General features: G+C 66.0%; 19 protein-coding genes. 7 read left to right on the top strand and 12 right to left on the bottom strand.

The window, feature by feature from the left end:
- Positions 1-201: 201 nt before the first annotated feature.
- Positions 202-630, top strand: coding sequence for an arsenate-mycothiol transferase ArsC (locus ABD687_RS00945; RefSeq protein ID WP_310288028.1), 429 nt, complete (start codon positions 202-204; stop codon positions 628-630).
- Between the two features lie 107 nt (positions 631-737).
- Here ABD687_RS00945 and ABD687_RS00940 read toward each other — a convergent pair whose 3' ends face one another.
- The 4 genes from ABD687_RS00940 to ABD687_RS00925 all read right to left on the bottom strand — a co-directional run bounded on the left by ABD687_RS00940 (position 738) and on the right by ABD687_RS00925 (position 7825).
- Positions 738-1208 (bottom strand): hypothetical protein, encoded by a 471-nt coding sequence (locus tag ABD687_RS00940; RefSeq protein WP_310288030.1) that lies wholly within the window; start codon positions 1206-1208, stop codon positions 738-740.
- A gap of 333 nt (positions 1209-1541) precedes the next feature.
- Positions 1542-4247, bottom strand: coding sequence for an aconitate hydratase AcnA (gene acnA, locus ABD687_RS00935; protein WP_310288033.1), 2706 nt, complete (start codon positions 4245-4247; stop codon positions 1542-1544).
- Between the two features lie 180 nt (positions 4248-4427).
- The gene (locus ABD687_RS00930) at positions 4428-5780 is read right to left on the bottom strand and encodes a class I SAM-dependent RNA methyltransferase (RefSeq protein ID WP_310288036.1); all 1353 of its coding nucleotides are present in this window, start codon (positions 5778-5780) and stop codon (positions 4428-4430) included.
- Positions 5777-7825 carry an APC family permease gene (locus tag ABD687_RS00925; protein WP_264270656.1) on the bottom strand — a complete coding sequence of 683 codons (2049 nt, stop codon included), beginning with the start codon at positions 7823-7825 and terminating at the stop codon, positions 5777-5779. The genes ABD687_RS00930 and ABD687_RS00925 overlap by 4 nt, the downstream gene beginning before the upstream one ends.
- 159 nt (positions 7826-7984) lie before the next feature.
- Between ABD687_RS00925 and ABD687_RS00920 the strand changes: the two genes are divergently transcribed.
- Together ABD687_RS00920 and ABD687_RS00915 are read left to right on the top strand one after the other, a co-directional pair.
- Positions 7985-8668 carry a potassium channel family protein gene (locus ABD687_RS00920; RefSeq protein ID WP_264270655.1) on the top strand — a complete coding sequence of 228 codons (684 nt, stop codon included), beginning with the start codon at positions 7985-7987 and terminating at the stop codon, positions 8666-8668.
- Entirely contained in the window at positions 8668-9336 is a 669-nt protein-coding gene (locus tag ABD687_RS00915; protein WP_302266193.1) for a potassium channel family protein, read from the top strand. Before ABD687_RS00920 ends, ABD687_RS00915 begins: the two co-directional genes overlap by 1 nt.
- Positions 9337-9452: 116 nt before the next feature.
- On the opposite strand, the gene ABD687_RS00910 is transcribed toward ABD687_RS00915, so the two are convergent.
- From ABD687_RS00910 to dut, 4 genes are read right to left on the bottom strand one after another with little or no spacing between them, the layout of a single operon-like run.
- A complete protein-coding gene (locus ABD687_RS00910) occupies positions 9453-10178 on the bottom strand; it encodes a DUF3159 domain-containing protein (protein WP_310288039.1) in 726 nt (241 codons plus the stop codon).
- Positions 10179-10233: 55 nt separating this feature from the next.
- Positions 10234-10623 (bottom strand): hypothetical protein, encoded by a 390-nt coding sequence (locus ABD687_RS00905; protein WP_302266190.1) that lies wholly within the window; start codon positions 10621-10623, stop codon positions 10234-10236.
- Positions 10624-10645: 22 nt separating this feature from the next.
- Entirely contained in the window at positions 10646-11428 is a 783-nt protein-coding gene (locus ABD687_RS00900) for a DUF3710 domain-containing protein (RefSeq protein WP_302266189.1), read from the bottom strand.
- Positions 11429-11476: 48 nt separating this feature from the next.
- Positions 11477-11947 (bottom strand): dUTP diphosphatase, encoded by a 471-nt coding sequence (gene dut / locus ABD687_RS00895; RefSeq protein WP_264270650.1) that lies wholly within the window; start codon positions 11945-11947, stop codon positions 11477-11479.
- 134 nt (positions 11948-12081) lie between these two features.
- Between dut and ABD687_RS00890 the strand changes: the two genes are divergently transcribed.
- Positions 12082-12633, top strand: coding sequence for a DUF3093 domain-containing protein (locus tag ABD687_RS00890; protein ID WP_264270649.1), 552 nt, complete (start codon positions 12082-12084; stop codon positions 12631-12633).
- A gap of 92 nt (positions 12634-12725) precedes the next feature.
- Here the strand turns inward: ABD687_RS00890 and ABD687_RS00885 are convergent, their stop codons facing one another.
- Positions 12726-13034, bottom strand: coding sequence for a DUF4193 domain-containing protein (locus ABD687_RS00885; RefSeq protein ID WP_264270648.1), 309 nt, complete (start codon positions 13032-13034; stop codon positions 12726-12728).
- Positions 13035-13365: 331 nt separating this feature from the next.
- Between ABD687_RS00885 and sepH the strand changes: the two genes are divergently transcribed.
- Entirely contained in the window at positions 13366-14460 is a 1095-nt protein-coding gene (gene sepH, locus ABD687_RS00880; protein ID WP_264270647.1) for a septation protein SepH, read from the top strand.
- An 84-nt stretch (positions 14461-14544) separates the two neighbouring features.
- On the opposite strand, the gene ABD687_RS00875 is transcribed toward sepH, so the two are convergent.
- The 3 genes from ABD687_RS00875 to ABD687_RS00865 all read right to left on the bottom strand — a co-directional run bounded on the left by ABD687_RS00875 (position 14545) and on the right by ABD687_RS00865 (position 19202).
- Positions 14545-15726 (bottom strand): alkaline phosphatase family protein, encoded by a 1182-nt coding sequence (locus tag ABD687_RS00875; protein ID WP_302266187.1) that lies wholly within the window; start codon positions 15724-15726, stop codon positions 14545-14547.
- Between the two features lie 24 nt (positions 15727-15750).
- On the bottom strand, positions 15751-16428 hold the full coding sequence (locus tag ABD687_RS00870) for a DUF5998 family protein (protein WP_302266186.1): 678 nt from the start codon (positions 16426-16428) through the stop codon (positions 15751-15753).
- 71 nt (positions 16429-16499) lie between these two features.
- Complete coding sequence (locus ABD687_RS00865; protein ID WP_310288049.1) at positions 16500-19202, bottom strand: bifunctional acetate--CoA ligase family protein/GNAT family N-acetyltransferase; 2703 nt, start codon at positions 19200-19202, stop codon at positions 16500-16502.
- Positions 19203-19327: 125 nt separating this feature from the next.
- Here ABD687_RS00865 and ABD687_RS00860 point away from each other — a divergent pair, with 125 nt between their 5' ends.
- Positions 19328-21985 carry a DNA gyrase/topoisomerase IV subunit A gene (locus ABD687_RS00860; protein WP_264270643.1) on the top strand — a complete coding sequence of 886 codons (2658 nt, stop codon included), beginning with the start codon at positions 19328-19330 and terminating at the stop codon, positions 21983-21985.
- An 888-nt stretch (positions 21986-22873) separates the two neighbouring features.
- Positions 22874-25453 carry an Ig-like domain-containing domain gene (locus tag ABD687_RS00855; protein WP_310288052.1) on the top strand — a complete coding sequence of 860 codons (2580 nt, stop codon included), beginning with the start codon at positions 22874-22876 and terminating at the stop codon, positions 25451-25453.
- Positions 25454-25536: the final 83 nt, after the last annotated feature.

Here is a 25536-nt window from a genome sequence, read left to right as displayed (position 1 = left end):
GGCAGTCCTTTCGCAGTGGCAAATACCCGTTCAATCTTACCGCTCGTCCCTTGCCGCCGGGCACCATGGCGGTGCACGCCACAGTGTCCCGCCCCACCTTCAGCGGGCGCTGGATCGAGGAAGCCACCCTTGCGTAGGATCAAGTTGCGGGCAAACCCTGCCCTTGATCATCCCCCGCCAAGCCCTAGGATCCACAGCCCCATGAGCACTTCGAGCCCCCAGACCCCCTCGGTACTCTTCGTTTGCAACACCAATGGCGGGAAGTCGCAAATTGCCGCGGCGCTACTGCGCCAGGCCGCAGGAGATTCCGTTGCGGTGAAATCCGCCGGACTCATTCCGGCCCACCACATCAATGAACTGGCCGCCTCCGTGGTGGAAGAAGTCGGCGCCGACATGCGCGCAGAGGTACCGACCGCATTGACCGAGGAAGTGCTGCGTGCCGCGGACCGGGTCGTCATCGTGGGCGAGGCACAGGTCCCCGACCTTGAGGGGGTCGCGATGGAACGCTGGGTTCCCGCCGAAGCGCCGGCGGAGCTGGGCACCGAGCGCGAGCGCATGGAATTCCTGCGTGATGACATCGCAGCCCGGGTTGCGATGTTGAACGATGATCTCGGAACGACTTCCGGTTAGTCCCCTGGAACCCGGATGACCGCCGGCGCCGCATCGGTGTTCCCGCCTGCACGCTGTGTCACAGACCAACGTCATGTCATGGATGCAGGGCGGAGCCGGATGACGTGTCAGTGCCCGGTGACACCCTCGTCCCGATGGCGCCCACCGTTTTCGGTTCCCCCGGAGGGATTTGACTGCGTCGGCTGATCGGGATCCCTGAGCGGGTCCCGTCCGGCCTCGGACGCATCGCCATCCCGGGTACCCCTGGTTTCGGCGTTAGGGTCAAGCGCATTGGCCTTGTTGGCCTGCTCCTGTGCACTGGCCCGTGCCGACTGGGCTTCGGCATTCTGGTTGCGGGCTTCTTCCTGGAGGCGGTCGGCGTCAACCTGGGCTTGCTTGGCGTCCGCTGCCGCCCTGGCAGACTTGGCTTCGCTCTCCCGTGCATTGAGCTGCTCGTCGGCCGCCGACTGGCGGAGGGTTTCCGCCCGCTCGTGGTCCTTCTCCTTCTTGCGTCGTTGGCCAAAGAAAAGTACTAGTCCAATGACGACCAGTACGACAACGATTATGACGATGGTCCACACCAGCTGGCCTGAATCCATGATTTTCGACCTCGTTCCAATGGCAACAATGGGTGTAGAACCAGTAAAGCCCAAAACCAGATTGGTTGCCATGGATATGCCACAGCAGCTCTTCGCGGTGTCCCGATACAGAGGAATTCTGTATCGCTTTCATACGTGAGTCAGCCCCAGGGATTCCCTGCAGGGCGCGGGCTCCCGCACAGAAGCCGAGCCGGATGAATTCTTCCATCGGCCGCATCCCCGGGCGTACGTTTCGACAAGCCAACCCCCCCGGCGTTAACGCCACAAGGGCGGGCCGACCCGGATTTCTCCGGATCGGCCCGCCCTTGCGAGCGTGGATCTTCGCTAACTAGATTAGTTGGCGGAGATCTGACGCAGGACGTACTGCAGGATGCCACCGTTGCGGTAGTAATCTGCTTCGCCCGGGGTATCGATGCGCAGGACGGCATCGAAGGAGACGGTCTTGCCGTCTTCCGCCACGGCGGTGACCTTCAGGGTCTTGGGGGTGGTGCCGTTGTTGAGTTCGGTCACTCCCTCGACTGCGAAGGTTTCGGTGCCGGTCAGGCCCAAGGTCTCGGCGTTTTCGCCAACCGGGAACTGCAGGGGCAGAACGCCCATGCCGATCAGGTTGGAGCGGTGAATACGCTCGAAGGACTCGGTGATGACTGCCTTGACGCCCAGCAGTGCGGTGCCCTTGGCTGCCCAGTCACGCGAGGAGCCCGAACCGTATTCCTTGCCGCCCAGGACGACCAGCGGGGTGCCTGCTGCAGCGTAGTTCTGCGCAGCGTCGTAGACGTAGGCCTGCGGTGCGCCTTCCTGGGTGAAGTCGCGGGTGAAGCCACCTTCGACGTTGTCCAGGATCTGGTTGCGGATACGGATGTTCGCGAAGGTACCGCGAATCATGACCTCGTGGTTGCCACGGCGCGAGCCGTAGGAGTTGAAGTCCTTGCGGTCCACGCCGTTGGCCAGGAGGTACTGCCCCGCCGGGGAATCGGACTTGAACGAACCGGCCGGGGAGATGTGGTCGGTGGTGACCGAATCGCCCAGCTTCAGCAGCACGCGGGCGCCCTCGATGTTCTTGACCGGCTCCGGAGTTGCCGTCATGCCATCGAAGTACGGGGGCTTGCGGACGTAGGTCGAATCCTCTGCCCACTCGAAGGTGTTGCCTGCCGGGGTGTCGAGCGCCTTCCAGCGATCGTCGCCGTCGAAGACACCTTCGTAACCCTTGGCGAACATGCCCTCATCGATGGAAGAATCCATCGTTGCCTGAACCTCGGTCGGGCTCGGCCAGATGTCCTTGAGGAACACCTCGTTGCCGTCCGTGTCGGTGCCCAGGGAATCGGTTTCGAAGTCGAAGTCCATGGTGCCGGCCAGGGCGTAAGCGATGACCAACGGCGGGGACGCCAGGTAGTTCATCTTCACGTCCGGGTTGATGCGGCCTTCGAAGTTGCGGTTACCCGAGAGCACTGCGGTTGCGGAGAGGTCGTGGGCCTGAATGGCCTCGGAGATCTCGGCATCCAGCGGGCCGGAGTTGCCGATGCAGGTTGCGCAGCCGTAGCCCACGATGAAGAAGCCAAGCTTCTCCAGGTACGGCATGAGGCCGGACTTTTCGTAGTACTCGGTGACGACCTTGGAGCCCGGGGCGACAGAAGTCTTGACCCACGGCTTGGACACCAGACCCTTTTCCACTGCCTTGCGTGCCAGCAGGGCTGCGGCAAGCATGACGGAGGGGTTGGAGGTGTTGGTGCAGGAGGTGATCGAAGCGATCGAGACCAGACCGTGGTCGATGGAGAAGCTCGTTCCATCGGCCTTGGTGACCTCAACGCTGGTCGACGGGCGACCGATGTTCAGTTCGTCGGCTGCACCGGCGGCGTAGTTGTGGATGTCCTTGCGGAACTGCTCCTTGGCGCCGGAAAGCTCGATGCGGTCCTGCGGACGCTTCGGGCCGGCGATGGAGGGAACCACCGTCGACAGGTCGAGCTCGAGGAACTCTGAGAAGCGGATCTCGCGGCTCGGATCGTGCCACATGCCCTGTTCCTTGGCGTAGGCCTCAACGAGGGCCACGTTTTCGGCGGAGCGGCCGGTCAGGCGCAGGTAATCCAGGGTGACGTCATCGATCGGGAACATGGCCGCGGTGGAACCGAATTCCGGGGACATGTTGCCGATGGTAGCGCGGTTTGCCAGCGGAACCTGGGCAACGCCTTCACCGTAGAATTCGACGAACTTGCCGACGACACCGTGCTTGCGCAGCATTTCGGTGATGGTCAGCACGACGTCGGTAGCGGTGGCACCAGCGGGGATCGATCCGTTGAGCTTGAAGCCGACAACGCGCGGGATCAGCATGGAGACGGGCTGGCCGAGCATTGCTGCCTCGGCCTCGATGCCGCCAACGCCCCAGCCCAGCACGCCCATGCCGTTAACCATGGTGGTGTGGGAGTCGGTGCCGACGCAGGTGTCGGGGTACGCGCGAAGCACGCCATTGACTTCGCGGGTCATCACGGTGCGAGCCAGGAACTCGATGTTGACCTGGTGCACGATGCCGGTTCCCGGGGGAACTACCTTGAAGTCATCAAATGCGGTCTGGCCCCAACGCAGGAACTGGTAACGCTCCCCGTTGCGCTGGTATTCGATTTCCATGTTGCGCTCGAGGGCACCGGCGTTGCCGGCAACGTCGATCTGCACCGAGTGGTCGATGACCATTTCTGCTGGAGCCAACGGGTTCACCCGAGTCGGGTCTCCGCCAAGTTCCTTGACTGCCTCGCGCATGGTGGCGAGGTCAACGATGCAAGGAACACCGGTGAAGTCCTGCATCAAGACGCGTGCAGGGGTGAATTGGATTTCGGTGTTCGGTTCTGCGTTTGCATCCCACTGGCCTACGGCCTTGACGTGTTCTGCAGTGATGTTCGCGCCATCTTCGGTGCGAAGCAGGTTCTCCAAAAGAACCTTGAGGCTGTACGGAAGGCTTTGCGCACCTTCGACGGCGTTCAGCCGGTAAATTTCATATTCGTTGCCCTTGACGTCCAATACGCCCTTGGCACCAAAACTGTCCACATTGCTCACGGGGACTCCTCTCGCCGGAATTACATCTTCGTTGCACGCCCACAAGGAAATCCAGTTAGGCGATCCTAACTGGGTTTGCCTGTGTTTTACTAGCGGCAGAGCTATAAGCAGTCTATCCCCCGCCACCCTTAAAACCCCGCCAACCCGACATTTTCGGGCCGGACGGAGTCATATCATCGCCTAGTGGCGGACAAACAGTCCCACGGTTTCCATGTGGTGAGTGTGCGGATAAAGGTCAATGACATCAACCTCTTCCAGGCGGAACCCCGAGGCCATGAGATCTGCAGTGTCACGGGCAAATGATGCAGGATCGCACGAAACATAGGAGATCTTCTTGGCACCCGAACGCACCATCGCGGAAACGGCGGTCTTGCCGGCACCGGTGCGCGGCGGATCAAGCACAATCGAATCCAGCTTGGCCTTGCGCGTATTCAATTCCCTGGACAAGGTCTTTTCAACCCGCCCCTGGGAAATGATCGCCTGGGGGAATTCACGCAGGTTCTTCAGGGCATCCTTGCTGGTTCCCGGGGCGCCCTCAATGGACAGCAGCATGCCGTCGTCGCCCACGGCCTTGGCCAGCGGTGCGCTAAAGAGACCTGCCCCGGCGTAAAGGTCCGCGATGCGCGTCCCGTAGCCTGGCGCCAACTGGCTCATCACGCGCTCCACCAGGGTGGCAGGGGCCAGACGGTGGATCTGCCAGAAACCTTCGCCGGTGATGCGGTAGTCGTGTCCCGCCACCGATTCGGAAAGCCACGTCCGCCCGCGCAAGCGCTGCAGGGCACCGCGCCCGTCGGCGGCCGATCCTCCGACCTGGGTCAGTGCCGCTGCACTGGTTCCCTCGGGCAGGCGCTTGGCCGCGCGGCCCGCGGCTCCGGCTACCGTTCCGTCCTCGATGAAGAGCACCAGCACCCCTCCATCGTCGCCGGATCCGACGGCAACCTCGATGCGGCTGATGCCCGCCAGAGGCAGATCCCAGAGCGCCAGCTCGTTGATCTTCGGGTGTGCCAGCGGCATTTCCTTGACGGGAACCAGGTCGTTGGAGCGGAAGGGACTCATGGCCAGGCGACCCTTGGCGTCCACCGCGAAGGCGGTGCGCGTGCGCCAGCCCAATCCGTCAGCCGATTCGCCCTCGGGGGCGCGCACCGAAGTGAAGCCGTGCTCGGCGGCGTCGATGCCGCCCAGGCGCTGCATCTGCTCGACGAAGATCTGGCCCTTGATCTCGCGCTGGGCGTCCAGTGCGATATGCCCGAATTCCGCGCCGCCCACCGGCAGGACGCCGCGCGGGGCCGCGTGCAGGGAGTCGGCTTGGGTCCAGAAATGCGGGACCCGGTCCGCGGAGGCCTCGTGGACCTCGACGACGTCGCCGCGCCAGAAGCGGGCCTTTTCGCCGTCATCGCGCACGGCGACCGAAACCAGTTCGCCGGGAATGCCGTGGCGCACGAAGATCACCCGGCCCTCGTGGCGGGCGACGGTGTGGCCGCCGTGGGCCGGTGCGTCGAGGCGCACCTTCAGGATGTTTTCGTGCGTGCTCATGGCTTGTCTTTCGGATTGGAGATCTGGGGTGCCGCTGGATGCGGCATGGGCTTGGCGCCTGCCGAGGCTTCCTCGGTGGGGCCCAGGTCCATGGAGGCGTCGGAGGAGGCCAGGCGCCACGGCACCGAGGCCACCACGACCCCGGGCTCGTAATGCAGGCGGTTCTTGATGCGCATGGCGGTCTGGTTGTGCACCAGTTGCTCCCACCAGCGGCCCACCACGTATTCGGGGATGTAGACGACGATCAGGTCGCGCGGTGAATCGCGCTTGATCGAGCGGATGTGCTCAATCAGTGGCGGGGCGATTTCCCGGTACGGGGAGGCAAGCACCGTGATCGGCACCGGGATGCCCAGGGCCTCCCACCGGGCCAGCGTCGCCTCGGTGCGCTCCGAGTCGGCGTCCACCACGATGGCATCGAGTTTCGAGGGACGCGCGGCGCGGGCGAAGGCCACCGCACGCAGCACCGGCTTGCGCAGCGTGGAGACCAGCACCAGTGCGTGCACGCGGGCAGGCAGGGCGGTGGCCGATTCGTCCTCGCCAATGGCAAGTTCCCTGTCCACCTGCACGTAGTGGCGGTGCAGCGAATCCATCATCGCGAACAGCACGGCGATGCCCAGCACCGCCAGCCAGGCGCCGTGAACCAGCCGGGTGCCCAGCACGATGAGCAGCACAGCGGCGGTGAGCGCGAAGCCCGCGAGGTTCAGCAGCCTGGAGCGGTGGATGCGGGCGCGCACGCGCTTGTCCGGGGTCTGGGCCAGTTCGCGGCCCCAGTGCCGGATCATGCCGAGCTGGCTCAGCGTGAAGGACACGAAGACGCCCACCACGTAGAGCTGGATCAAGGTCGGAACGTGGGCGTCGAACACCCAGATCAACGCGATGGCGGCGATGGCCAGGGCCAGGATGCCGTTGGAGAAGCCGAGCCTGTCCCCGCGGGTGCGCAGCTGGCGCGGCAGGTAGCCGTCGGTGGCCAGGTGCGAGGCCAGGTTGGGGAAGGAATTGAAGGCCGTGTGCGCGGCTATCAGCAGCACCGCAACCGTCACCGCCAGCACCAGGTAGAAGCCGATGGACGCGCCGCCGAAGATGGCCTCCGCCACTTGGCCGAGGACCGGATGCTGGATGTAGTCGGCAGGGATCGGACCGCCGTCCAGGCGCAGGCCGGTGGCGGGATCCTCCACCACGCGGACCTGCACTGCCCGCGCCAGGTACATGGTCCCCAGGGTCAATGCGCCGGCGAATAGGCCCAGCAGCAGCAACACCGCAGCCGAATTGCGGGCCTTGGGGGCCGCAAGCTTGTGGACGTTGGAGATCGGGACCTCGACCCCGGTGAGCGCGGCGGATCCCGTGGAGAACGCGCGCAGCACCAGCAGCACCCCGGCCAGGCCGGTGAGCCCGTGCGGATAGTCGGGGTCGGGAACCACCTCGAAGCCGGCACTGGGGGCGGTCCCCAGCGTGCCGGTGGCAGCAAGGATCCCGCCGGCTGCGAGCATCACGAGGACCACGCCGATGAACAAGTAGACGGGTGCAGCGGTGCCCATCTTGGACCGGCCCCGCCCGCGCAGGTTCAGCACCGTCAGCACCACGACCCCGGCGGTGGCGAACCATGCCTGGCTTCCGTCCAACGCCGGGAATGCGGCGATGACGTAGTGCGAGGCGGAGGAAATGGACACCGCCACGGTGAGCACGAAGTCGACCAGGAGGGCAGCTGCCACCGTGGTCCCGGCCCGTGGGCCCAGGTTCACCGAGGCGATCTCGTAGTCGCCGCCGCCCGAGGGGTAGGCCTTCACGGACTGGCGGTAGGAGGCGATGATGACAAGCATCACGACCATGACGGCAAGACCCACCGAGGGCGAGAAAGCCATGGCTCCCAGCCCCGCCAGCGCGAGGGTGAGGATCACCTCGTCAGGTGCATAGGCAATTGAGGAGAGAGCAGAGGCCGAAAAGATGGGCAGCGCAAGGCGCTTGCGCAGCGGGGCCTCCTTCAGGCGCTCGGTCCTGAAGGGGCGCCCCACCAGGATCCGTTTCAACGCGTCAAGGAATGAAAGCACGATCCAAAGCTAGCCCCCTTTGCCCGCACCTGTCATACACCACACCGTCGCGGGCGACGTGAAGAATCCCGCATCGGGGGCCCTAACCGTGAAACACTGGGGAATGAACCGTGCCACGGAGGACCGCAGGCACCTCGGCGGGAACAAGAAGGATGGATCATGGCGCACTTCGTCATCATGGGTTGCGGACGGGTGGGCGTGACCCTGGCCCACACGCTCGACGACGCCGGGCACTCGGTGGCGATCATCGACCAGGACGATCGCGCATTCCGCCGCCTGCGCCGCAGCTTCTCCGGACTCAAGGTCTCCGGCGTCGGATTCGACCGCGAAACCCTGGAACGGGCGAAGATCGCGGAGGCCTACGCCTTTGCCGCGGTCTCCAGCGGCGACAACTCCAATATCCTGGCCACCCGGGTGGCCCGCGAGACCTATCACGTCCCGCACGTGGTGGCCCGCATCTACGACCCGGGGCGGGCGGAGATCTACCAGCGCCTTGGCATCCCCACGGTGGCTGCGGTGCGCTGGAGCTCTGACCAGGTCTTGCGCCGGATCCTGCCCGAACATTCGCTTCACGGCGACTTCCGCGAGGCCTCCGGCCGGTTGATCCTCGGCGAGGTGAACATCCACGAGGGCTGGTACGGCTACGGGCTCGAGGAGCTCGAGGCGGCCGCCCCGATCCGCATCGCCTATCTCTCGCGCTTTGGCGAGGGCGTGCTGCCGGTTCCCGGCATGCGGCTGCAGCAGGGCGACATCGTGCACGCGATGATGCCCGTCAACGCCGACAAGGACATCGAGAAGGTCCTCTCGGTCGCCCCCAAACCAATCACGGAGCAAAACACGTAATGAAGGTCATGATTGCCGGAGCAGGGTCCGTGGGCAGCTCCATTGCCAAGGAATTGATCAGCCACGGGCACGAGGTGCTGCTCATCGACGAGAAGCCCGAGGTGGTTTCGCGGGCCGGGGTGCAGGGCGCCCGCTGGCTCTTCGGCGACGCCTGCGAACTCTCTGTGCTCAAGGAAGCCAAGCTCGAGGAAGTCGACGTGGTTGTCTCGGCCACGGGAGACGACAAGGTGAACCTGGTCGTATCGCTGCTGGCCAAGAGCGAATTCGGCGTCGGACGCACCGTCGGCCGGGTGAACAACCCGAAGAACGACTGGATGTTCGACGACGCCTGGGGCGTCGACGTCGCGGTGAGCACCCCGCGGCTGATGACGGCCCTGGTCGAGGAGGCGGTGGAGATCGGCGACCTGGTGCGCCTGATGACCCTGCAATCGGGCGTGGTGTCGATGGTGGAGTTCACCGTCCCGCACGATTCGGCGCTGATCGGGCGCACCCTGGGCTCGGTGGCGTGGCCCAATGAGGCCACGGTGGTGGCGATCCTTCGCGATGACATCCCGCTGGCGCCCAGCCAGGATGATGTCATCGAGGGCGGGGACGAGTTGTTCTTCGTGACCACGATCGTGGCTGAGGACGAGTTGCGCACCGTGCTGCGCACCACCGGCGAGCAATAGCCTCGGCGCGAACCCCGCCAACCGCGGTCCACTCCCCGGGACGGCCCAGCGCCGTCCCGGCATGGACGCCAGATGCACTGGACTGCGTGCGAATCGCGTAGCCGGGGCCCGCCAGGCTAGGCGATGGTGTCCGGTGTCGGTTGGCCGGCCGGCGCCTTCTGCGGCCGCGAGATCATCCAGGCAACCCACAGCGCCGCAGCATAGAGCGGCACGCCCATGGCCAGGCGCGCCGCGCCCAGGGCCGGGACGTTGTCGGCCAGGTACAGCGGGAATTGGACGACCAAACGCGCGGCAAATACCGCCACCACGATCCAGGTCGCCCAGGCGTATTGCCTGGCGCGCAGCTTGTTTTCCCGCCAATGCGTTTGTTCCGAGCGGATGAATCCGAAGATCACGCCCATCAGGGGCCAGCGGACCATGATCGAAATGACCAACGCCGCCCCGTAGGCGAGGTTCGTGTAGAAGCCGGGGACGTAGTAGTCCTTGGCCTCCCCGGTCACCCTGGAGAAGATGGCGCAGATGGCCACGCCCGCCAGGCCGGTCAGCGCCTGGGTGAGGGAGCCGCGGCGCACCAGGCGCACCACGGTGAACACCAGGGCCACTGTCACCGAGGCAATCAGCGCGGTGTTCAGCTGCTGCCACAGGGTGAAGATGACCAGGAAAACCAGGCCCGGCAGCAACGACTCGACGAGTCCGCGCACCCCGCCAATGGTCTTGAGCACGTCGATCTGCCCGTCCTCGCGGCGTTCGATGCCGGAATTGGCGCCGATTCGCCGGGCCATGTCCTCGGCACCGGGCGCATCGTCCTCGGGCTGGGGCTGCTGTTCGTTGTGCTCGCTCATGGCGGTCCGTTGTCCTTGGGAAGACTCGAGGGTGAATGGGGGGCGGTGCGCACCGCTAGCGGGAGCTGCGCTCGGGCAGGATCTCGTAGCGGGGGTTGAAGACCGTGGGCACCGAATCAAGCGGTGCAACCATGCCTTCGTATTTGATCCGGGAGCCTGCCACGAGTCCCGGTACCCGGCGCTGGCCCAGGAACACCAGCCGCAGGTGCGGCACCGCGCTTCGGCGGCCACCGGGCGGCGCCGGGTGGTCAACGACCGTCGCGGAGAAGGCCGGGGCCTGCGCCAGGGGAAGGATCGTGATGGATTCGACGTAGCCGCGGTGCGCGATGCGCCCGCGTACCGGAAGCTCGGCCAGGGACGCCAGGGGCTGGACGCCCGTGGGTCCCTGCTCGCCCGGCTCACGGACGTCCGCGACTTCCGGTCGCTGCGACCAGGTGGCCTTCACCGCTTTGTCCTTGGGCAACGAATCAGCCGATCTGGGTGATTTCCGGGCCACGTTCGGGACGCTCGGTGCCGGGGGCCTCGCCGGTTTCATCCGGACGGGCCAGTGCACCGGAGGGCACCGTCAGGGACAGCAACTCGGTCGGCGGCATCGGCGTGTCGCCGCGCACCACCACGACCTGTGCCAGGGTGTCCTCCATGATCTTGGATTCGGCCGCATCCGTCAGCGCCGAACCGCCGATGACCGCGCGGAGGAACCAGCGCGGACCGTCGATGCCCAGAAAGCGCAGCGCCACATGGCCTTGGCGTCCGTCGGGAGCTGTCTGCGGAACCCGGGCCAGCAATTCGTTGCCGAAGCGGCCGGGAACCATTTCCGTTTCCCCGCCCTGGTCGGCGATGCCGGTGGCGATCTGGGTGGAGATGCCTGGCCACAGCTCATCGGACTTGGGTGCGGCGAAGACCTGCAGCTGCATGCGCGAACCACCGATCTCCAGTGCCACGGCGATGACGCGCTGCGTGGATTCTTCGACCTCGAGGCGAAGTTGCAGGCCGGGGACCGGCTTGATCAGCAAGGCTCCCAGGTCGAGGAAGCCCTCGTGGTCCTCGATGTCATCACCGTCAAAGGGCCCGCCCGCGCGTTCCGGGGTTGCCGCCGGCGCGTCCTGCGCTGCGGCCTCCGCCTCTGGAGCCTTGGCAGGCTTTTCCCCCGCCGGTTCCCCGGTCCCGCTGGCGGCCGCGGCATTGAGTCCGGCGATGGTCTGTTCGGGCTGCGCCTCGGCGACGGCCTTCTTCTTACGCTTGAAAATCATTGAAGTTGCTCTCTTGCTGTATCGACCGTGAGATTTCGCTGGCCGGCCCTAGTGGCTGCTGTTTGCGGTTTCGAAACCACCGGTGGAGCCAAAGCCGCCGGCGCCGCGCGAGGAGTCGTCAAGATCTTGGACCTGGATGAAGTGGGCCCGCTCGACCTTCTGGATCACCAGCTGGGCGATGCGGTCCCCGCGCTTGAGCACGATCGGGGTGGTTGCATCCGTGTTCAACAACGTGACCTTCAACTCACCACGGTACCCGGCATCCACGGTCCCCGGCGCATTGACCACGGTCAGGCCGTGCTTGGTGGCCAGGCCGGAACGCGGGTGGATCAACCCGACGTAGCCCAGGGGCAGCGCCAGGGAGACGCCGGTGGGAACCAGCGCCCGTTGTCCCGGCTCCAGCGTCACGTCCTCGCGGGCACACAGATCTGCTCCCGCATCGCCCTCATGCGCATAGCTTGGTGCCGGAAGGTCCGGATCAAGCATTTTCAGGGCGATATCGACTCTCGATTCGGACATCTATTTTCCACTCCAAGGGGTTCAAGATTGGGTTCTGGCCGCGGCACGGCCACTGCTGTTTGCCATTAACTCTAGTCCCTCGGGCACGCCGGCGCTGGCCGGGTACGGACTCCCAACCGCCTATGCTTGAGGGTATGGCCGAGAACCCTTCACCGATGCAACCTGCCCCCGTCCACTTCAGCGAAAAGCTGTGGCCCGCATGGTGGATCTGGGTCGTGACGCTGGGCCTTGGCGCCACCGCCGCCATCGCGTTCATCCCGGTGGGCCTGGGCTGGGGAGTCGTGGCCGGCGTCGTCGCCCTGGGCCTGATCTCCTTCGCCCTGGTCATGAGCACCCCGAAGATCGAGGTCCGCGACGAAACGCTGACCGTGGGACGTGCCACCATCGAACGTGAATTCGTTGGCGATGTCACCGGCTACCGCGGCGCGGCGGCCTACCACCAGCGCGGTCCGGGCCTGAACGGCATCGCCTTCATGTGCATCCGCGGCTGGATCGACCCGGTGGTGCGCATCCAGATCACCGACGAGCGCGACTCCACCCCGTACTGGCTGGCTTCGACCCGCCGTCCCGAGGAACTCACCGCCGCCCTGGGCGGCGTCATGGTGCAGTACCGCGAGCCCGTGGAGAACCCCGAGGCGCAGGATGGCAACTCCCCCGATGCCGCGGAGGAATCCGGCACCGCCTAGGCGCCAATCCACCGAGGCACAAAAACGCCCGCCATCCCCTGCTCGGCGAGTTCTTGTGCGGGGATTGAGGGGTGGCGGGCGTTGTGTTGTGGCTAGCCCTCGCAGTCGGTGCAGTAGAGCAGGCCGTCCTTCTGCAGGGCGATCTGCGAACGGTGCCGCACCAGGAAACAGGACGCACAGGTGAACTCGTCCGCCTGCGCCGGCATCACCATGACCGCGAGTTCTTCGCCCGACAGGTCGGCACCCGGCAGCTCATAGCTGTCGGCCAGGGCCGCCTCGTCTTCATCGATGAGATTCGAGGCGTTGGTGTTCGTGCTGCGCTGGGCCTTCAGCTCGGGCAGGGCCTCGGGCTTCTCATCGTCTTCGGCATGCTTCCGAGGTGCATCGTAGTCGGTTGCCATAATTGCTGCTTCACACTCCGCTTGGTTCAAGCTGTTGTTCGTCTTGGGTCGTCCCGGGACCGGTTCCGGTCCCTCGGGTCATTCCACGCAAATTCATGCGCTTATGCTTCAACGCAGAATCATGCTTTTTTGTGCCCGGTCGGGAACCGACTGTTCATCATTGCACCTTCGGGTCCAAATACGGGATTTTTTACCCGTTTTTACGCGCTTTTTCGGGCTTGGTGGGAATAATCATGAAGCCGGTCCGCGCCACACCAAGGCACCTCTTAGGTATTTGCCCCCGCAGGTGGCAAAGTTTTAGTCACAACACGACGGTTTGTGGAGGATAGTCATGCGTCAACTCCGACTGGTGGGAATCCACGAGAACGGTGAGAGCCTGCACCTGAGCAGCGACGACGGGAACAGTTTTGTGCTGCCCGTCGATGAAGCGCTGCGAAGTGCATTGACTCGAGCAGCCCGGGCCGATCGTTCGGAGGCGCAAGCCGCGCCGTTGTCACCCCGCGACATCCAGGCCCGGATCCGTTCCGGCGCCACGGCAGAGGACGTGGCGGCCGTTTCCGGCATGTCCTTGGAGCGCATCATGCGCTACGAGGGTCCGGTGCTGGCCGAACGCGAATACATTGCCTCCCAGGCGCGCAATGTGGAGGTTTCCGCCCCGCAGACCCATGACGGCTACCGCAGCATCTTCGGCGAGGAACCGGCCAACCTCGGCGAAATGGTCGCCTATCGCATCCATTCGATGGGCATAGACACCGAATCCCTGGCCTGGGACGCCTGGCGCGAGGCAGATGGTTCCTGGGAGGTCGTGGCAACCTTCGATTTGCCCGAATCCGACGCCAGCATCGCCTTGGACGCCGGTTCCGAGGAATCCGTCGCGCGCTGGTCGTTCCACCCGAACCGCAAATCGCTGCAGAACGCCAATCGCTGGGCCCAGGTCCTGAGCGAACTGGAACCGCTCGACGCGCCGGTGGGTGCCCGCCGACTGACGGCCGTCGCGGACGATCCCTTCGACGTCGAGGCCGACGGGGACGACGTCGACTTTGAGGCAGCCGTGGCCGACTCGGAACAGCTCCTTGACGCGCTCAGCGCCCGCCGCGGGCAGCGCCTGGGACTCGACGAAGAGGGCGACGACGCGCTGGCCGCCATGCTTTCACGCTCCCCTCACCCGGAGGACGACCCGCGTCTGGCTGGCCCCGCGCCGCAGGACGACGGCCTGCCCCGACTCTATGACGGCGTCAGCTCAAGAACCACGACCATTTCCCTGGTGCCGAACCTTCGCCCGGAAACCCCTGACAAGGGGGAATCGGCAGAGGGTTCGGAAGCCGGTGCCCACGACGATGAGGCCGGTGGCAAGAAAAAGGCCAAGCGTTCCTCGGTGCCCAGCTGGGACGAGATCGTCTTCGGCCGGCGCAACAACAACGACTGACTCCACGTAGGCGCTGCACCCACGGGAAAGGTCCGGTTTTTGGCAAGGATTTGATGCCAAAAACCGGGCCTTTGCTGTTGGGTGCTATTTCCCGGCCGGGCGCGCCAGGGTCAGCAGCGGAACCTCGCACTCGGCGCGGGTCAGCGAGCCGTGCTGCCCGATCATCGTGAATGCGGCGGGCTTGACCCTCCGCCCGTCGAGGAAGGCAATGTCCTCCGCGGACAGGATGAGCAGGTCCCCGATGCGTTCGCGCACCCGGTCATCCACCGGCCCGAACAGGCCCAGGTCGATGGCCTCGTCGCGGCCGAGCACCCAGGCCTTGGACCCAAAGCGTTCCCGCCATGCCTCGGCCACCGCCTCCCTCTGGGCCGGCGGGGTCTGGGCGTGGAAATGCAATTGCGCCCCTCGCGGCTCGCCGGAGGTCAGTTCGACCCCGTCCACCAGCTCAGGGAACTCGGAGTAGTCGATCCGCCATTTCTCGTCCACGTCGACCATGCCGTGGTCAGCCGTCAGCAGCAGCAACGTGCCGGCCGGGACCCGTGCGGCCAGGGTGCGCATGACCGAGTCCAGGTCCTCCAGCGCGTTTCCCCATTGTGCCGATGCCTTGCCGTGCCGGTGCCCTGCCTTGTCCAGCTCGTTGAAGTAGCAGTACACCAGGGAGCGGGGATTGGCCGCGAGGATCTCGCAGGTGGCGCGCACCCGTGCGTGCGGAGACTCCGCCGCGGTGAATTCGGGGCCGCGCAGTGCTGCCTTGGTCAGGGCCGAATCCCTGAATTGGGACAGGGACACCGTGGCGGTGTGCACCCCGGCCGCCGCCACCTGTTCGAACACCGTCCGGTGCGGCTGCCAGGACAGCGGGTCCAGGTCCTTTGGCCAGCCGCCCAGCTGGTTCACGACGCGGCGGCGTTCGGGGTCTACCGCGTCGTAGCCCACGACCCCGTGCTGCCCCGGCGGCAGGCCGGTGCCCATGGAGGTCAGCGAGGCGGCGGTTGTGGAGGGGAAGGAAGCGTGCAGGGTCTGCGAGGTTTCCATGAGCTTGCGCAGGAACGGGGCATGTCCCCCGCGGGCCTTGAGCAGGGCCTTGCCCAAGCCGTCGACCATCACCACACAGATGCGGTTGGCCGTCGGAAGCCCCAGGGCGTTCTCGAAGCCCTTGACTCCCAGTGCCGCCGCCGCGCTGGGCAGCAACTCGGCGATGGTCTTGCTTCCATACGGAGGGGCCGCCGGCAAGGCGGTGGCAGGGGTTCTGCGGGTGCTGGTTGCCACGAGGCGGTGTTCTCCCTTGTGGCCTTAGCCCTGGTGGGTGTTTCGGCCGAAGCGCGAGCCGACGCGTCCGCGCACCTCGGCGGCGGGTGCCGCGGCCCCGGGGCGGGACGCATCGGCGCCGCGAGGGGCCGATGCACGGCGCATTGACTTTGCGAAGCCGCGGGCGGCGGTCACGGCATTGACGCCGTCGGCCTCGGCGCTCACGCGTAGCACGAGGTCCTCCTGCTGGGAGGTGCCGGTGTAGCCGTGGTCGGCGTCGCAAGCGGGGTCGGCGCAACCGGCCGGGGCCAGGTCGATCCGCTGGGCACCGGCCCAGGCGATGCCCAGGGTCAATTCCTTGACCATGTCCCCGGTGCTGTAGTTCTGCGGCTGGTGGTAGACGTAGCTGGTGGCCACGGTGGTGACCTTGGAGAGCTGGACCAGCTCGGTGGAGACCTGGGCCATGACTTCCTTGCCCTTCTCGTCCAGCTGCTGGTCATCGACGTGGGCCACCAGCAACACGTCCTCGGCCAGCACCAAAACGGTGATGTGCCGGTGGACCTCGTGCTGGTCGAAGTGGGTCTCCAGGTGCACCAGGTGCGCGCCGGTCTCCCGCCCATCGAGTGCCTCGTCGATGATGTCGGCAACCATTTTCGGGTAGAACCCGGCACGGTCGAGGTCAGCTTGCAGGTCGGGGCCCGTGGCCGAAGAAAGGGGGGTCATGCCTACCAGTCTACCCAAGGGGACGAACCGGGAGGTCTGGGTGTGGTGTACGCCGCTGCCGCGATGCCGGCTCAGTGGCTCATGGCCCGGCGTGCGGAATCGGTGCGCTGCTCCGGGTTGCCCAGCCAGATCTCGACCGCCAGCACCGTCGTGCCGTTGGCGGTGGCCATGACCGGGTTGATTTCCAGCAGGGACACCTCCGGGTGGTTGTCCTTCAGGGTGGCCACGCGGTTCAACAGGTCTTCCAGTGCACCCAGGTCCACTGCGGGAAGTCCCTGGTAGCCGCGCAGTCGGGCGGAGGCCCGCGGGGCAGCCACCAGGTCCGAAAGGTCGGTGTTTGTCAGCGGCGGGGTGCCGTGCGCCCAGTCGTCGAGCAGGTTCACCGCGTCGCCAGCCAGGCCGAAGGACACCACCGGGCCCAGCAACGGGTCCTCGACGGCCCTGACCACGCAGCCCTGCCCTGCCGGGGCCATGGATTGGACCTCGAGGTCCTTCGCCGCATACGTCGCCAGGATCTCGCGCATGTGCCCGATATTGGAGCGCAGCGAGGCCTCGTCGGTGATATTCAGCCTGACCCCGCCGAGGTCCAGCCGGTGGCGCAGGTGCTCGTCGCGGGCCTTGAGCGCAACCGGCCAGCCCAGCCGTCCGGCAGCGGCAACCGCCTCGTCGGCGGTTTCGAAGCCCGAGGATTCAAGCACCCCGATCCCGTAGTGGCCCAAAAGTTCGGCCGCCTGTCCCTTTGACAGGTGCAGCAGGTCCACGCCCTCCACGGTGTCCAGGGCCTGCTCGATGAAGTCGGCGGCGGCAGGCACGTCGATGCCCGGCGGCTCGATGATCTCTCCCTGTTCCCGGGCGACCCAGCGCGCATAGTGGACGACCGCCGCCAGGGCGTTGACGGCGACCCCGGGGCTGGAATAGCAGGGCAGTCCGTAGTTGCCGCCATCCGGGTGGGTCCCGGCATCCAGCAGCCCGTCGACAGTGGCCACGGGATCCATGAGGCCGGTGAACACTGCCACCACGGGCTTGCCCGCCTCAGCTGCCGCCTCGCGGATGCACCGGGCAAGCGCCTGGTTGGAAAGCCCCGGCTCCGGCAGCAAGGTGACGATCCCGCAATGCACTTCGGTGTTTTCCAGCGCCGTGGCCAGGGCCGCGGCAAGCCGCGGCAGCGCCCGGGACTGGCCATCCCCCAGGTGCACCCCAGCATCCGAGGCAACCACATCGAGGTGGTTCTGCTCGGCGGCGTCGGCGACCACGGAGGCCAACGCCGCGGAGTTGGACAACACCGCGATCCCTGGACCGGCCGGCAGCGGCTGGGCAGCCACCACCTGCGCGATTTCCATCAATTCCTCGTTGGTGCGCACCCGGATCACCCCGGATTGTCGCAGCATCGCGTCCACCGCCGCCGTGGGCGCCTGGGTGGTGCGCACCGCGTGGCCCGGCGGCAGCCGCAGCCCCATGACATCGGACTTGGCCACGATCACGGGCTTCGAGTGCGAGAGTCGTCGGGCGATGCGGGAGAACTTGCGCGGGTTGCCGAAAGACTCGAGGTACAGGCCCACCGCGCGGGTGGCGGGATCGTCTTCCCAGAACTGCATGGCGTCGTTTCCCGAGACATCCGCCCGGTTGCCCGCCGAAACAATGGAGGACACCCCGACGCCGCGGCGCACGGAGGCCGCGTAGAGCAGCACCCCGATGGCGGCGGATTGGCTAAAAAGCCCCATGGTTCCCTGCTGGGGCATGCCGGGGGCGAGGGAGGCGTTCATGGAGGTCGCGGGGTCGGTGTTCACCAGGCCCAGGGATGCGGGGCCGATCACGCGCATCCCGTTGGCCCGCGCCAGCCGGACCAGTTCGCGCTGGCGGGACAGTCCAGCCTCGCCGTCCGCTTCGAAGCCTCCCGTGGCGATCAGCAGCCCCTTGACCCCGGCATGGGCGCACTGCGTGATGACTTGGTGGATCTGGTCCTGTGGGACGGCAATGACGGCCAGGTCGACGGGACCCGGGATCTCGGCCAGCGTGGCGTAGCTGCGCATGCCGCCGAGCTCGAAGGCCTGCGGGTTCACGCCGTAGACGGCACCGGTGAACCCGCCCTCGATGATGTTGTGCAGCAGCGTGTGCCCGACGGTGCCCCATTCGCGGCTGGCTCCGATGACCGCGATGGATCCGGGGGCCAGCAGCCCGGCCAGCGACTTGGCCTCGGCGCGGTGTTCGCGCGATTCCATCACGGCGCGGGACTTTTCCGTGGGGTCGATGGGGAATTCGAGCATCACCACGCCCTCGTCGAAGTGCCGCTTGACCGCATAGCCGGCCTCGGCGAAGACCGTGAGCATCTTACGGTTTTCGGGAAGGACCTCCGCGGAGAAACTCTCAATGTCGTTTTCGCGTGCGGCCGCGGCCAAGTGCTCCAACAGGATCGAGCCCACGCCCATGCCCTGGTAGGCATCGGAGATGTTGAAGGCCACCTCCGCGTCGGTGGGGTCATCAAGCCGGTCATAACGCCCCACACCAATAATGTCCTCGCCCCGGATCACGACGAATGCCACCCTGTTGACGTGGTCGACCTCGGTGAAGCGCTTGAGCTCTTTGGCGGTGAGCGAGGATTTGTACGTAAAATAGCGCATGTAGACCGAGGCTTCGGATTGCCCGCGGTGCATTTTTTGCAAATTGTCGGCGTCGCTTGGTTGAATCGGGCGTAGATGTGCCGTGGATCCGTTGCGCAGGACAACGTCTGCTTCCCAATGGGACGGATATTCACCGGGTTTACGACCATCCACCATAGGCTTAGCCTAGCGGTCGGCGTCCGAAGAGCACTTGAATCGACGCGCCGGGACCGCAGCTAGAGATGAAACCTGCCCTTGCCCAAGGACAGGCATCAGTACCGAATCGAGGATTCACACCAAATATGGCGCGCAAAAAGCCCGAACCACTGCCCGCGGACTTCGTGGAGCACATCGTAGACATCGATGTGACCAAGGAAATGGAGGGATCCTTCCTGGAGTACGCCTACTCGGTGATCTACTCCCGCGCCCTGCCCGATGCCCGCGACGGACTCAAGCCGGTGCAGCGACGCATCTTGTTCATGATGTCCGAGATGGGCCTGCGCCCGGAAAAGGGACATGTCAAGAGCGCCCGGGTGGTCGGCGAGGTCATGGGCAAGCTGCACCCGCACGGCGACACAGCGATCTACGACGCGATGGTGCGCATGAGCCAAGGCTTCGCGCTGCGCCTGCCGCTGATCGACGGACACGGAAACTTCGGCTCGCTGGATGACGGTCCCGCGGCTCCCCGCTACACCGAGGCCCGGCTGGGGGCCTCCGCGGTGGCGATGACGGCGAACCTGGACGAGGACGTCGTGGACTTCGTCCCGAACTACGACAACCAGTTCATGCAGCCCTCGGTCTTGCCCGCGGCCTTCCCGAACCTCCTGGTCAACGGCACCACCGGCATCGCCGTGGGCATGGCCACCAACATGGCACCGCACAACCTCGGCGAGGTCATCGCCGCCGCCCGGCACCTGATCGCCCACCCGGACGCCGACCTGGCGGCCATCACGAAGTTCATCCCGGGCCCCGACATGCCCACCGGCGGCAAGATCGTGGGACTCGACGGCATCCGTGACGCCTACCGGGCCGGCCGCGGAACCTTCAAGACCCGGGCCAAGGTGGAGCTGGAACAGATCACCGCCCGCCGGCAGGGCCTGGTGGTCACCGAGCTGCCCTACATGGTCGGTCCGGAAAAGGTCATCGAGAAGATCAAGGACGCGGTCAATTCCAAGAAGCTCACCGGCATCGCCGACGTGGTCGACCTCACCGACCGCAACCACGGCCTGCGCCTGGTCATCGAGCTGAAGAACGGCTTCAACCCCAACGCGGTGTTGTCCCAGCTGTACAAGTTCACGCCGATGGAGGATTCCTTCGGCATCAACAACGTCGCCCTGGTCGAGGGCCAGCCGCGTACCATGGGACTGCTGGAGCTGCTCACCGTCTACGTCGAGCACCGCCTGCTGGTGGTTCGCCGGCGCACCGAGCACCGGCTGGCGAAGAAGCTTGACCGGTTGCACCTGGTCGAGGGCCTGCTCATTGCGATCGTCGACATCGACGAGGTCATCGCCATCATCCGGTCCTCGGACGAGACGGCCCAGGCGCGCGAGCGCTTGATGACGATCTACGACCTGTCCGAGTTGCAGGCCAACCACATCCTGGAACTGCGGCTGCGCCAGCTGACCAAGTTCTCCCGGATTGAACTGGAGAAGGAGGCCGAGGAGCTGCGCGCGGCCATCGATGAGTTGCGGGCGATCCTGGACTCCGATGAATTGCTGCGCGAGCTGGTCTCCGGCGAGCTGGCCGACATGGCCGAGAAGTTCGCCACCCCGCGCCGCACGGTGCTGCTGGAGTCCGAGTCGGGATCCCCGCTGAAGGGCACCTCGATGCCCGCGGCGGTGGGCACCGGCAAGGCGGCGCCGATGAGCCTGGAGATCGCCGACGATCCGTGCCGGGTGTTGCTTTCGGCCACCGGGCAGGTGGCCCGCACCGGATCGGCCGACCCGTTGGACGGTGCCGGTGCGCGGGTGAAGCACGATGTGCTCGCCTCCGTGGTGGCGACCAGCGCCCGCGGCGAAATCGGCGGGATCACCTCGACCGGGCGGATGCTGCGCCTGCAGGTCGTGGACCTGCCGCTGCTGCCCCCGGCCCACGGCTTCCCGCAGCTGACCGGCGGGGTGAAGGTGGCCGAATTCGCCCAGCTGGCCAAGGGCGAGAAGATGGTCGCGCTGGTTCCGCTGGATGCGGTGGTGGCACTTGGCACCGCGAACGGCGTCGTCAAGCGGCTGAGCCCCGACTACCCGTTGAACCGCGACGAATGGGAAGCCATCACGCTCAAGGATGGCGACACCGTGGTGGGCGCCGCTGTGGGACCCGACGACGCGGACCTGGTCTTCGCCACCCGCGGCGCCCAGCTGCTGCGCTTTGCGGCCTCCGCCGTGCGCCCCCAGGGCCGCACCGCCGGCGGCATGGCCGGCATCAAGCTGGCTTCCGATGACAGCGTGATCTTCTTCGGCGTCGTCGAGGCAGCCGCGCAGGCACCCGTCTTCGTCTCGATTGCCACCGGATCCAACACCCTGCCCGGCACCGCCTCGCATTCGGTGAAGGTCACGGACTTCGCCGAGTACCCGGCCAAGGGCAGGGCAACCGGCGGGGTGCGGGCGCACCGCTTCCTGAAGGGCGAGGACCATCTGGAGCTTGCCTATGCCGGGGCAGGTCCTGCCCGGGCATCCTCCGCCGCCGGCGTGGTGCGTGCGCTGCCCACCGAGTACGCCAAGCGCGACGGCTCCGGTGTCCCCCTGGCGCAGGGCGTCGACTTGCTCGGCGGCACCCCGGCGACCGAAGCGTCCCCGGCGGAGGCCGCACTCTCGCCAAACGGAGGATTGCCGCTGCCCGGCAGCTCCACGCGCGCGCCGCTGGCCGCGCCCACCGAGGACAGCAAGCCCTTTGCCGATTCCGGGGTGGTCGAGGTCGAGTCCTCCCGCCGGGTTGCCATCCAGGACTCGTTGCTGGAGGAATAGGCTCCGGGCCCCGCGCACAACAGCGACTGGGGGGAGGTCGTGGACCGTCGCCCACCGTGGCGACGGCCCACGACCTCCCCTTTTCCGTGTCCGGCAACCCCGCGACGCCGATCGGGCACGAGACCAATACCTTTTCATAGGGTTTGGCTGCAAGGATTCCTTCACGGTTGACATGGGGCTTCGAACAGATTCGAGGCCCGCGGGCCCATACCCAAGGCCTTCAGGAAAACCGTCCGGCCTGGGATTCGAGGACTCCCCCACCCAACGAATCCCGGGCACGGAATGGCACCGACGGTGCGGCGCACGCGAGCGTCACGGTTTCCCCAAGCCGGAAACCTCGCGTGCGATCCCCGGCGGGTTCCCATGATCGGGCGATATGGCACCAGCGGAGAGATTGGTCTTCGACGGCCCTGGCCTGTGACCAAGAAAGGCCACTGCCGCTTGCACCCCTGTCATCTTCGTCATCCCGGTCGACCTCTCCCCGTTCCCCCTCTTGTCGGGCCGTGTACACGGAACCGTTGCGAATACCCGACACGGTATATCCCGGGCGAATGCTCCGCCGGGTCCAAACAAGCTCGATCCCCGTGGTCTCCACTGCGGTGGCCGGCAACACCGTCTCGGCCTTGGACGCATGAAAAACAACGTTCCCGGCCTCCCGGTGCCCCATTCCTTGGCGTTCGCGAAAACCGCACTTGACACGCTTATTTGCGGAGTGACGTGCCCAAGGTTTCCCTAAGGTGTTACACGCACAGTTGCCATACCTTTCGGATCGGCTGAGGAGTCAACATGAAATCCAACCAACTCAGGAGCTCGGGGCGGCACACTGCGGCGCCAAGAAACCTTCAAAGAAAAATTGCGATTACGACGATCGGGCTTCTGGCACTGGGCATGCATACCCCCGCCCAGGCGGCAACCCAGGTCATCGTCAAGAACCCCGGGGGAATCGTGGCCGTGGGTCCCGTCAACACGGATACCGGTTTTCCCAGTTTCTACCAGGACAGTGCCGGCACCCGCCTTGAGCTATGTCTTGACGCCTTGAATCCCCTGTGCGGATTCCTTCCCGGTGACGTCCCGAACGCAGAGGCACCGATTACCTTCCCCGACAATTTCCCGGACGAAGCCTTCTACATGCTGGCGTCCAGCGAATTGGAATTCCCCGGCGGGGGAAGCGCCGTTTTGGTCCTTGGACTCGAGGCGGCCTTCGCCAACGCCGTCCAGGCCGGAGAACAGGTCGTTTTCGGCCGACAACGCGTGGTGGTCAAGGACGGACCCGCCAACACGACGTTGACGTTCACTCATCCCTACGGCAGCCTGACCCTCGATACCGATGCAGCCGGGGACGGCAAACTCGTTGAAGACATTTCCCCTGCAATAGAAAACTTCACCACGCCGCTCAAGAGCAATATCGGCCCATTCCTGAAGTGGGATCCGGCCCAGGCCCCGGCAGCGCCGGACGGCTACCTGGGGAACCCCGACGCGGAGCACACCGTGACCGGAAGCCCCTTCGGCACCAACGCCTTCTCGGTCACCGGCGGAGGAGTGAACCTGTCCACGAATCTGTTTGGTCTCCAAGGGAAGATTTCCAGCGATGGAACGGAACCGCCGCTCAATCCCAACGACGTGACGGCTCCCTTGATGACCGCCCAGGCCCCGGCCGCCGCCGCCACCGGCATTCCCGTGGCGGCGAACATCACCGCGTCGTTCAGCGAGTCCGTCGCCGGATTCAACCCGAACAATGTGCGCCTGACGCATGCGGACGGCACGGTGGTCGCATCGACCATCAGCTATGACGCGGCAACCCGCACCGTTACCGTCGATCCGTCGGCAAGCCTGGCCAATAACACCGTCTACACGATGTCGCTGACCGCCGGCATCCAGGATGCGAGCGCCAACGCCCTGGCACCGGTTTCGTGGTCGTTCACCACCGATGTGGCACCGGCCGTCACGGCGCGGACACCCGTTGCCAACGCTGTGGATATCCCCCTCGGAAACACTGTCTCGGCGACATTCAGCGAAGACGTTCTCGGAATCGATGCAACCACCGTGACACTGGCAACGGCCGCAGGGACCGCAGTCCCGGCCACCATTTCCTATGACGCAGCGACCCGCACGGCAACCCTAGATCCGACGGCCAACCTGGCCCTGGGCACCACTTACAAAGTGTCCCTGTCCAACGCCATCCACGATGCGAGCGGCAGTCTGCTTCCTGCCACCGCGTGGACCTTCACCACGGATGCGGCACCGGTGATCACCGGCCGGACACCGGCGGTGAATGCCACCAACGTGGCACGCACCGGCAACGTGGACGTAAGGTTCAGCGAGGTCATGACCGGGGTCAATGCCACCAATATGCGGTTGACCACCTCGACCGGTGCCGCGGTGTCGGCAGTTGTCACCTTTGACGCGGCAACGCGCCTGGCAAGGCTGAACCCGACGGCCACCCTGGCCGCCGGCACCCGTTACACGGTCTCGTTGGGCGCGGGCATCAAGGACCCCCGGGGCAACGCACTGCCGGCCACCACGTGGTCCTTCACCACCGATCCGCTGCCAACCGTCACAGGTCGGACGCCGGCGGCCAATGCCACCAACGTGGCACGCACCACCAATGTGGCGGTGAAGTTCAGCGAACCCGTCACCGGCATCAACACCACCACCGTACGGCTGACGAACCCGGCGGGAACCAACGTCGCGGCAGCCGTGACGTACAACGCCACCACGCGCACCGCCACGCTCAACCCCTCGGCCACCCTGGCCGCGGGCACCCGTTACACGGTTAGGCTCTCCAACGGCATCAAGGACGCCCGCAGCAACCCGCTGACGGCCACCACTTGGTCCTTCACCACCGATCCGCTGCCGACCATCACCGGACGGACACCGGCGGCCAATGCCACCAACGTGGCACACACCACCAATGTCACCGTGAAGTTCAGCGAGGCGGTCTCCGGGGTCAACACCACCAACCTGTGGCTGACCTCCCCCACCGGCGCCAAGGTGGCGGCTGCAGTGAGCTACAACGCCACCACGCGCACCGCCACGCTGAATCCGACGGCCAGCCTGGCCTTGGGAACCCGGTACACGGTGCGGCTTTCCAGCGGCATCAAGGATGTCCGCGGGAACCCGCTGACGGCCACGACGTGGGCGTTCACCACCGATCCGGCGCCAAGGGTCACCGGGCGCAGCCCGGCAGTCAACGCCACCAACGTGGCTCGTGCCACCAATGTCACGGCGAAGTTCAGCGAGCCTGTCTCCGGCATCAACACCACCACGGTGAAGTTGACAAACCGGGCCGGCGCAACGGTCGGGGCAGTGGTTAGCTACAACGCCACGACTCGCACGGCCACGCTGAATCCCAAGGCCAGCCTGGCTGCGGGAAGCCGCTACACGGTTCGGCTCTCCAACGGCATCAAGGATGCCCGCGGCAACGCGCTCGCGGCCACCACATGGTCCTTCACGACGGGAGCCCGCTAACGACTCCGTGAAGTCCTAGCACAACAGGCCGGAGGCCAGGCTGCGCACCGCGCAACCTGGCCTCCGGCACGTTTTCCGCTTCC

Source organism: Paeniglutamicibacter sulfureus, assembly GCF_039535115.1.
Taxonomy (GTDB): Bacteria; Actinomycetota; Actinomycetes; order Actinomycetales; family Micrococcaceae; genus Paeniglutamicibacter; species Paeniglutamicibacter sulfureus.
The sequence above is the reverse complement of the archived record's forward strand: the minus strand, read 5'-3'. Positions and strand labels throughout refer to the sequence as shown.

What these genes read in the sequence shown, in the direction of transcription:
- ABD687_RS00920 (WP_264270655.1), top strand. Translation starts at nt 7,985, where the DNA reads ATGGCGCACTTCGTCATCATGGGTTGCGGACGGGTGGGCGTGACCCTG.
- ABD687_RS00915 (WP_302266193.1), top strand. Translation starts at nt 8,668, where the DNA reads ATGAAGGTCATGATTGCCGGAGCAGGGTCCGTGGGCAGCTCCATTGCC.
- ABD687_RS00890 (WP_264270649.1), top strand. Translation starts at nt 12,082, where the DNA reads ATGGCCGAGAACCCTTCACCGATGCAACCTGCCCCCGTCCACTTCAGC.
- ABD687_RS00930 (WP_310288036.1), bottom strand. Translation starts at nt 5,780, where the DNA reads ATGAGCACGCACGAAAACATCCTGAAGGTGCGCCTCGACGCACCGGCC.
- ABD687_RS00885 (WP_264270648.1), bottom strand. Translation starts at nt 13,034, where the DNA reads ATGGCAACCGACTACGATGCACCTCGGAAGCATGCCGAAGACGATGAG.
- ABD687_RS00860 (WP_264270643.1), top strand. Translation starts at nt 19,328, where the DNA reads ATGGCGCGCAAAAAGCCCGAACCACTGCCCGCGGACTTCGTGGAGCAC.
- ABD687_RS00870 (WP_302266186.1), bottom strand. Translation starts at nt 16,428, where the DNA reads ATGACCCCCCTTTCTTCGGCCACGGGCCCCGACCTGCAAGCTGACCTC.
- ABD687_RS00865 (WP_310288049.1), bottom strand. Translation starts at nt 19,202, where the DNA reads ATGGTGGATGGTCGTAAACCCGGTGAATATCCGTCCCATTGGGAAGCA.
- sepH (WP_264270647.1), top strand. Translation starts at nt 13,366, where the DNA reads ATGCGTCAACTCCGACTGGTGGGAATCCACGAGAACGGTGAGAGCCTG.
- dut (WP_264270650.1), bottom strand. Translation starts at nt 11,947, where the DNA reads ATGTCCGAATCGAGAGTCGATATCGCCCTGAAAATGCTTGATCCGGAC.
- ABD687_RS00910 (WP_310288039.1), bottom strand. Translation starts at nt 10,178, where the DNA reads ATGAGCGAGCACAACGAACAGCAGCCCCAGCCCGAGGACGATGCGCCC.
- ABD687_RS00945 (WP_310288028.1), top strand. Translation starts at nt 202, where the DNA reads ATGAGCACTTCGAGCCCCCAGACCCCCTCGGTACTCTTCGTTTGCAAC.
- ABD687_RS00940 (WP_310288030.1), bottom strand. Translation starts at nt 1,208, where the DNA reads ATGGATTCAGGCCAGCTGGTGTGGACCATCGTCATAATCGTTGTCGTA.
- ABD687_RS00900 (WP_302266189.1), bottom strand. Translation starts at nt 11,428, where the DNA reads ATGATTTTCAAGCGTAAGAAGAAGGCCGTCGCCGAGGCGCAGCCCGAA.
- ABD687_RS00855 (WP_310288052.1), top strand. Translation starts at nt 22,874, where the DNA reads ATGCATACCCCCGCCCAGGCGGCAACCCAGGTCATCGTCAAGAACCCC.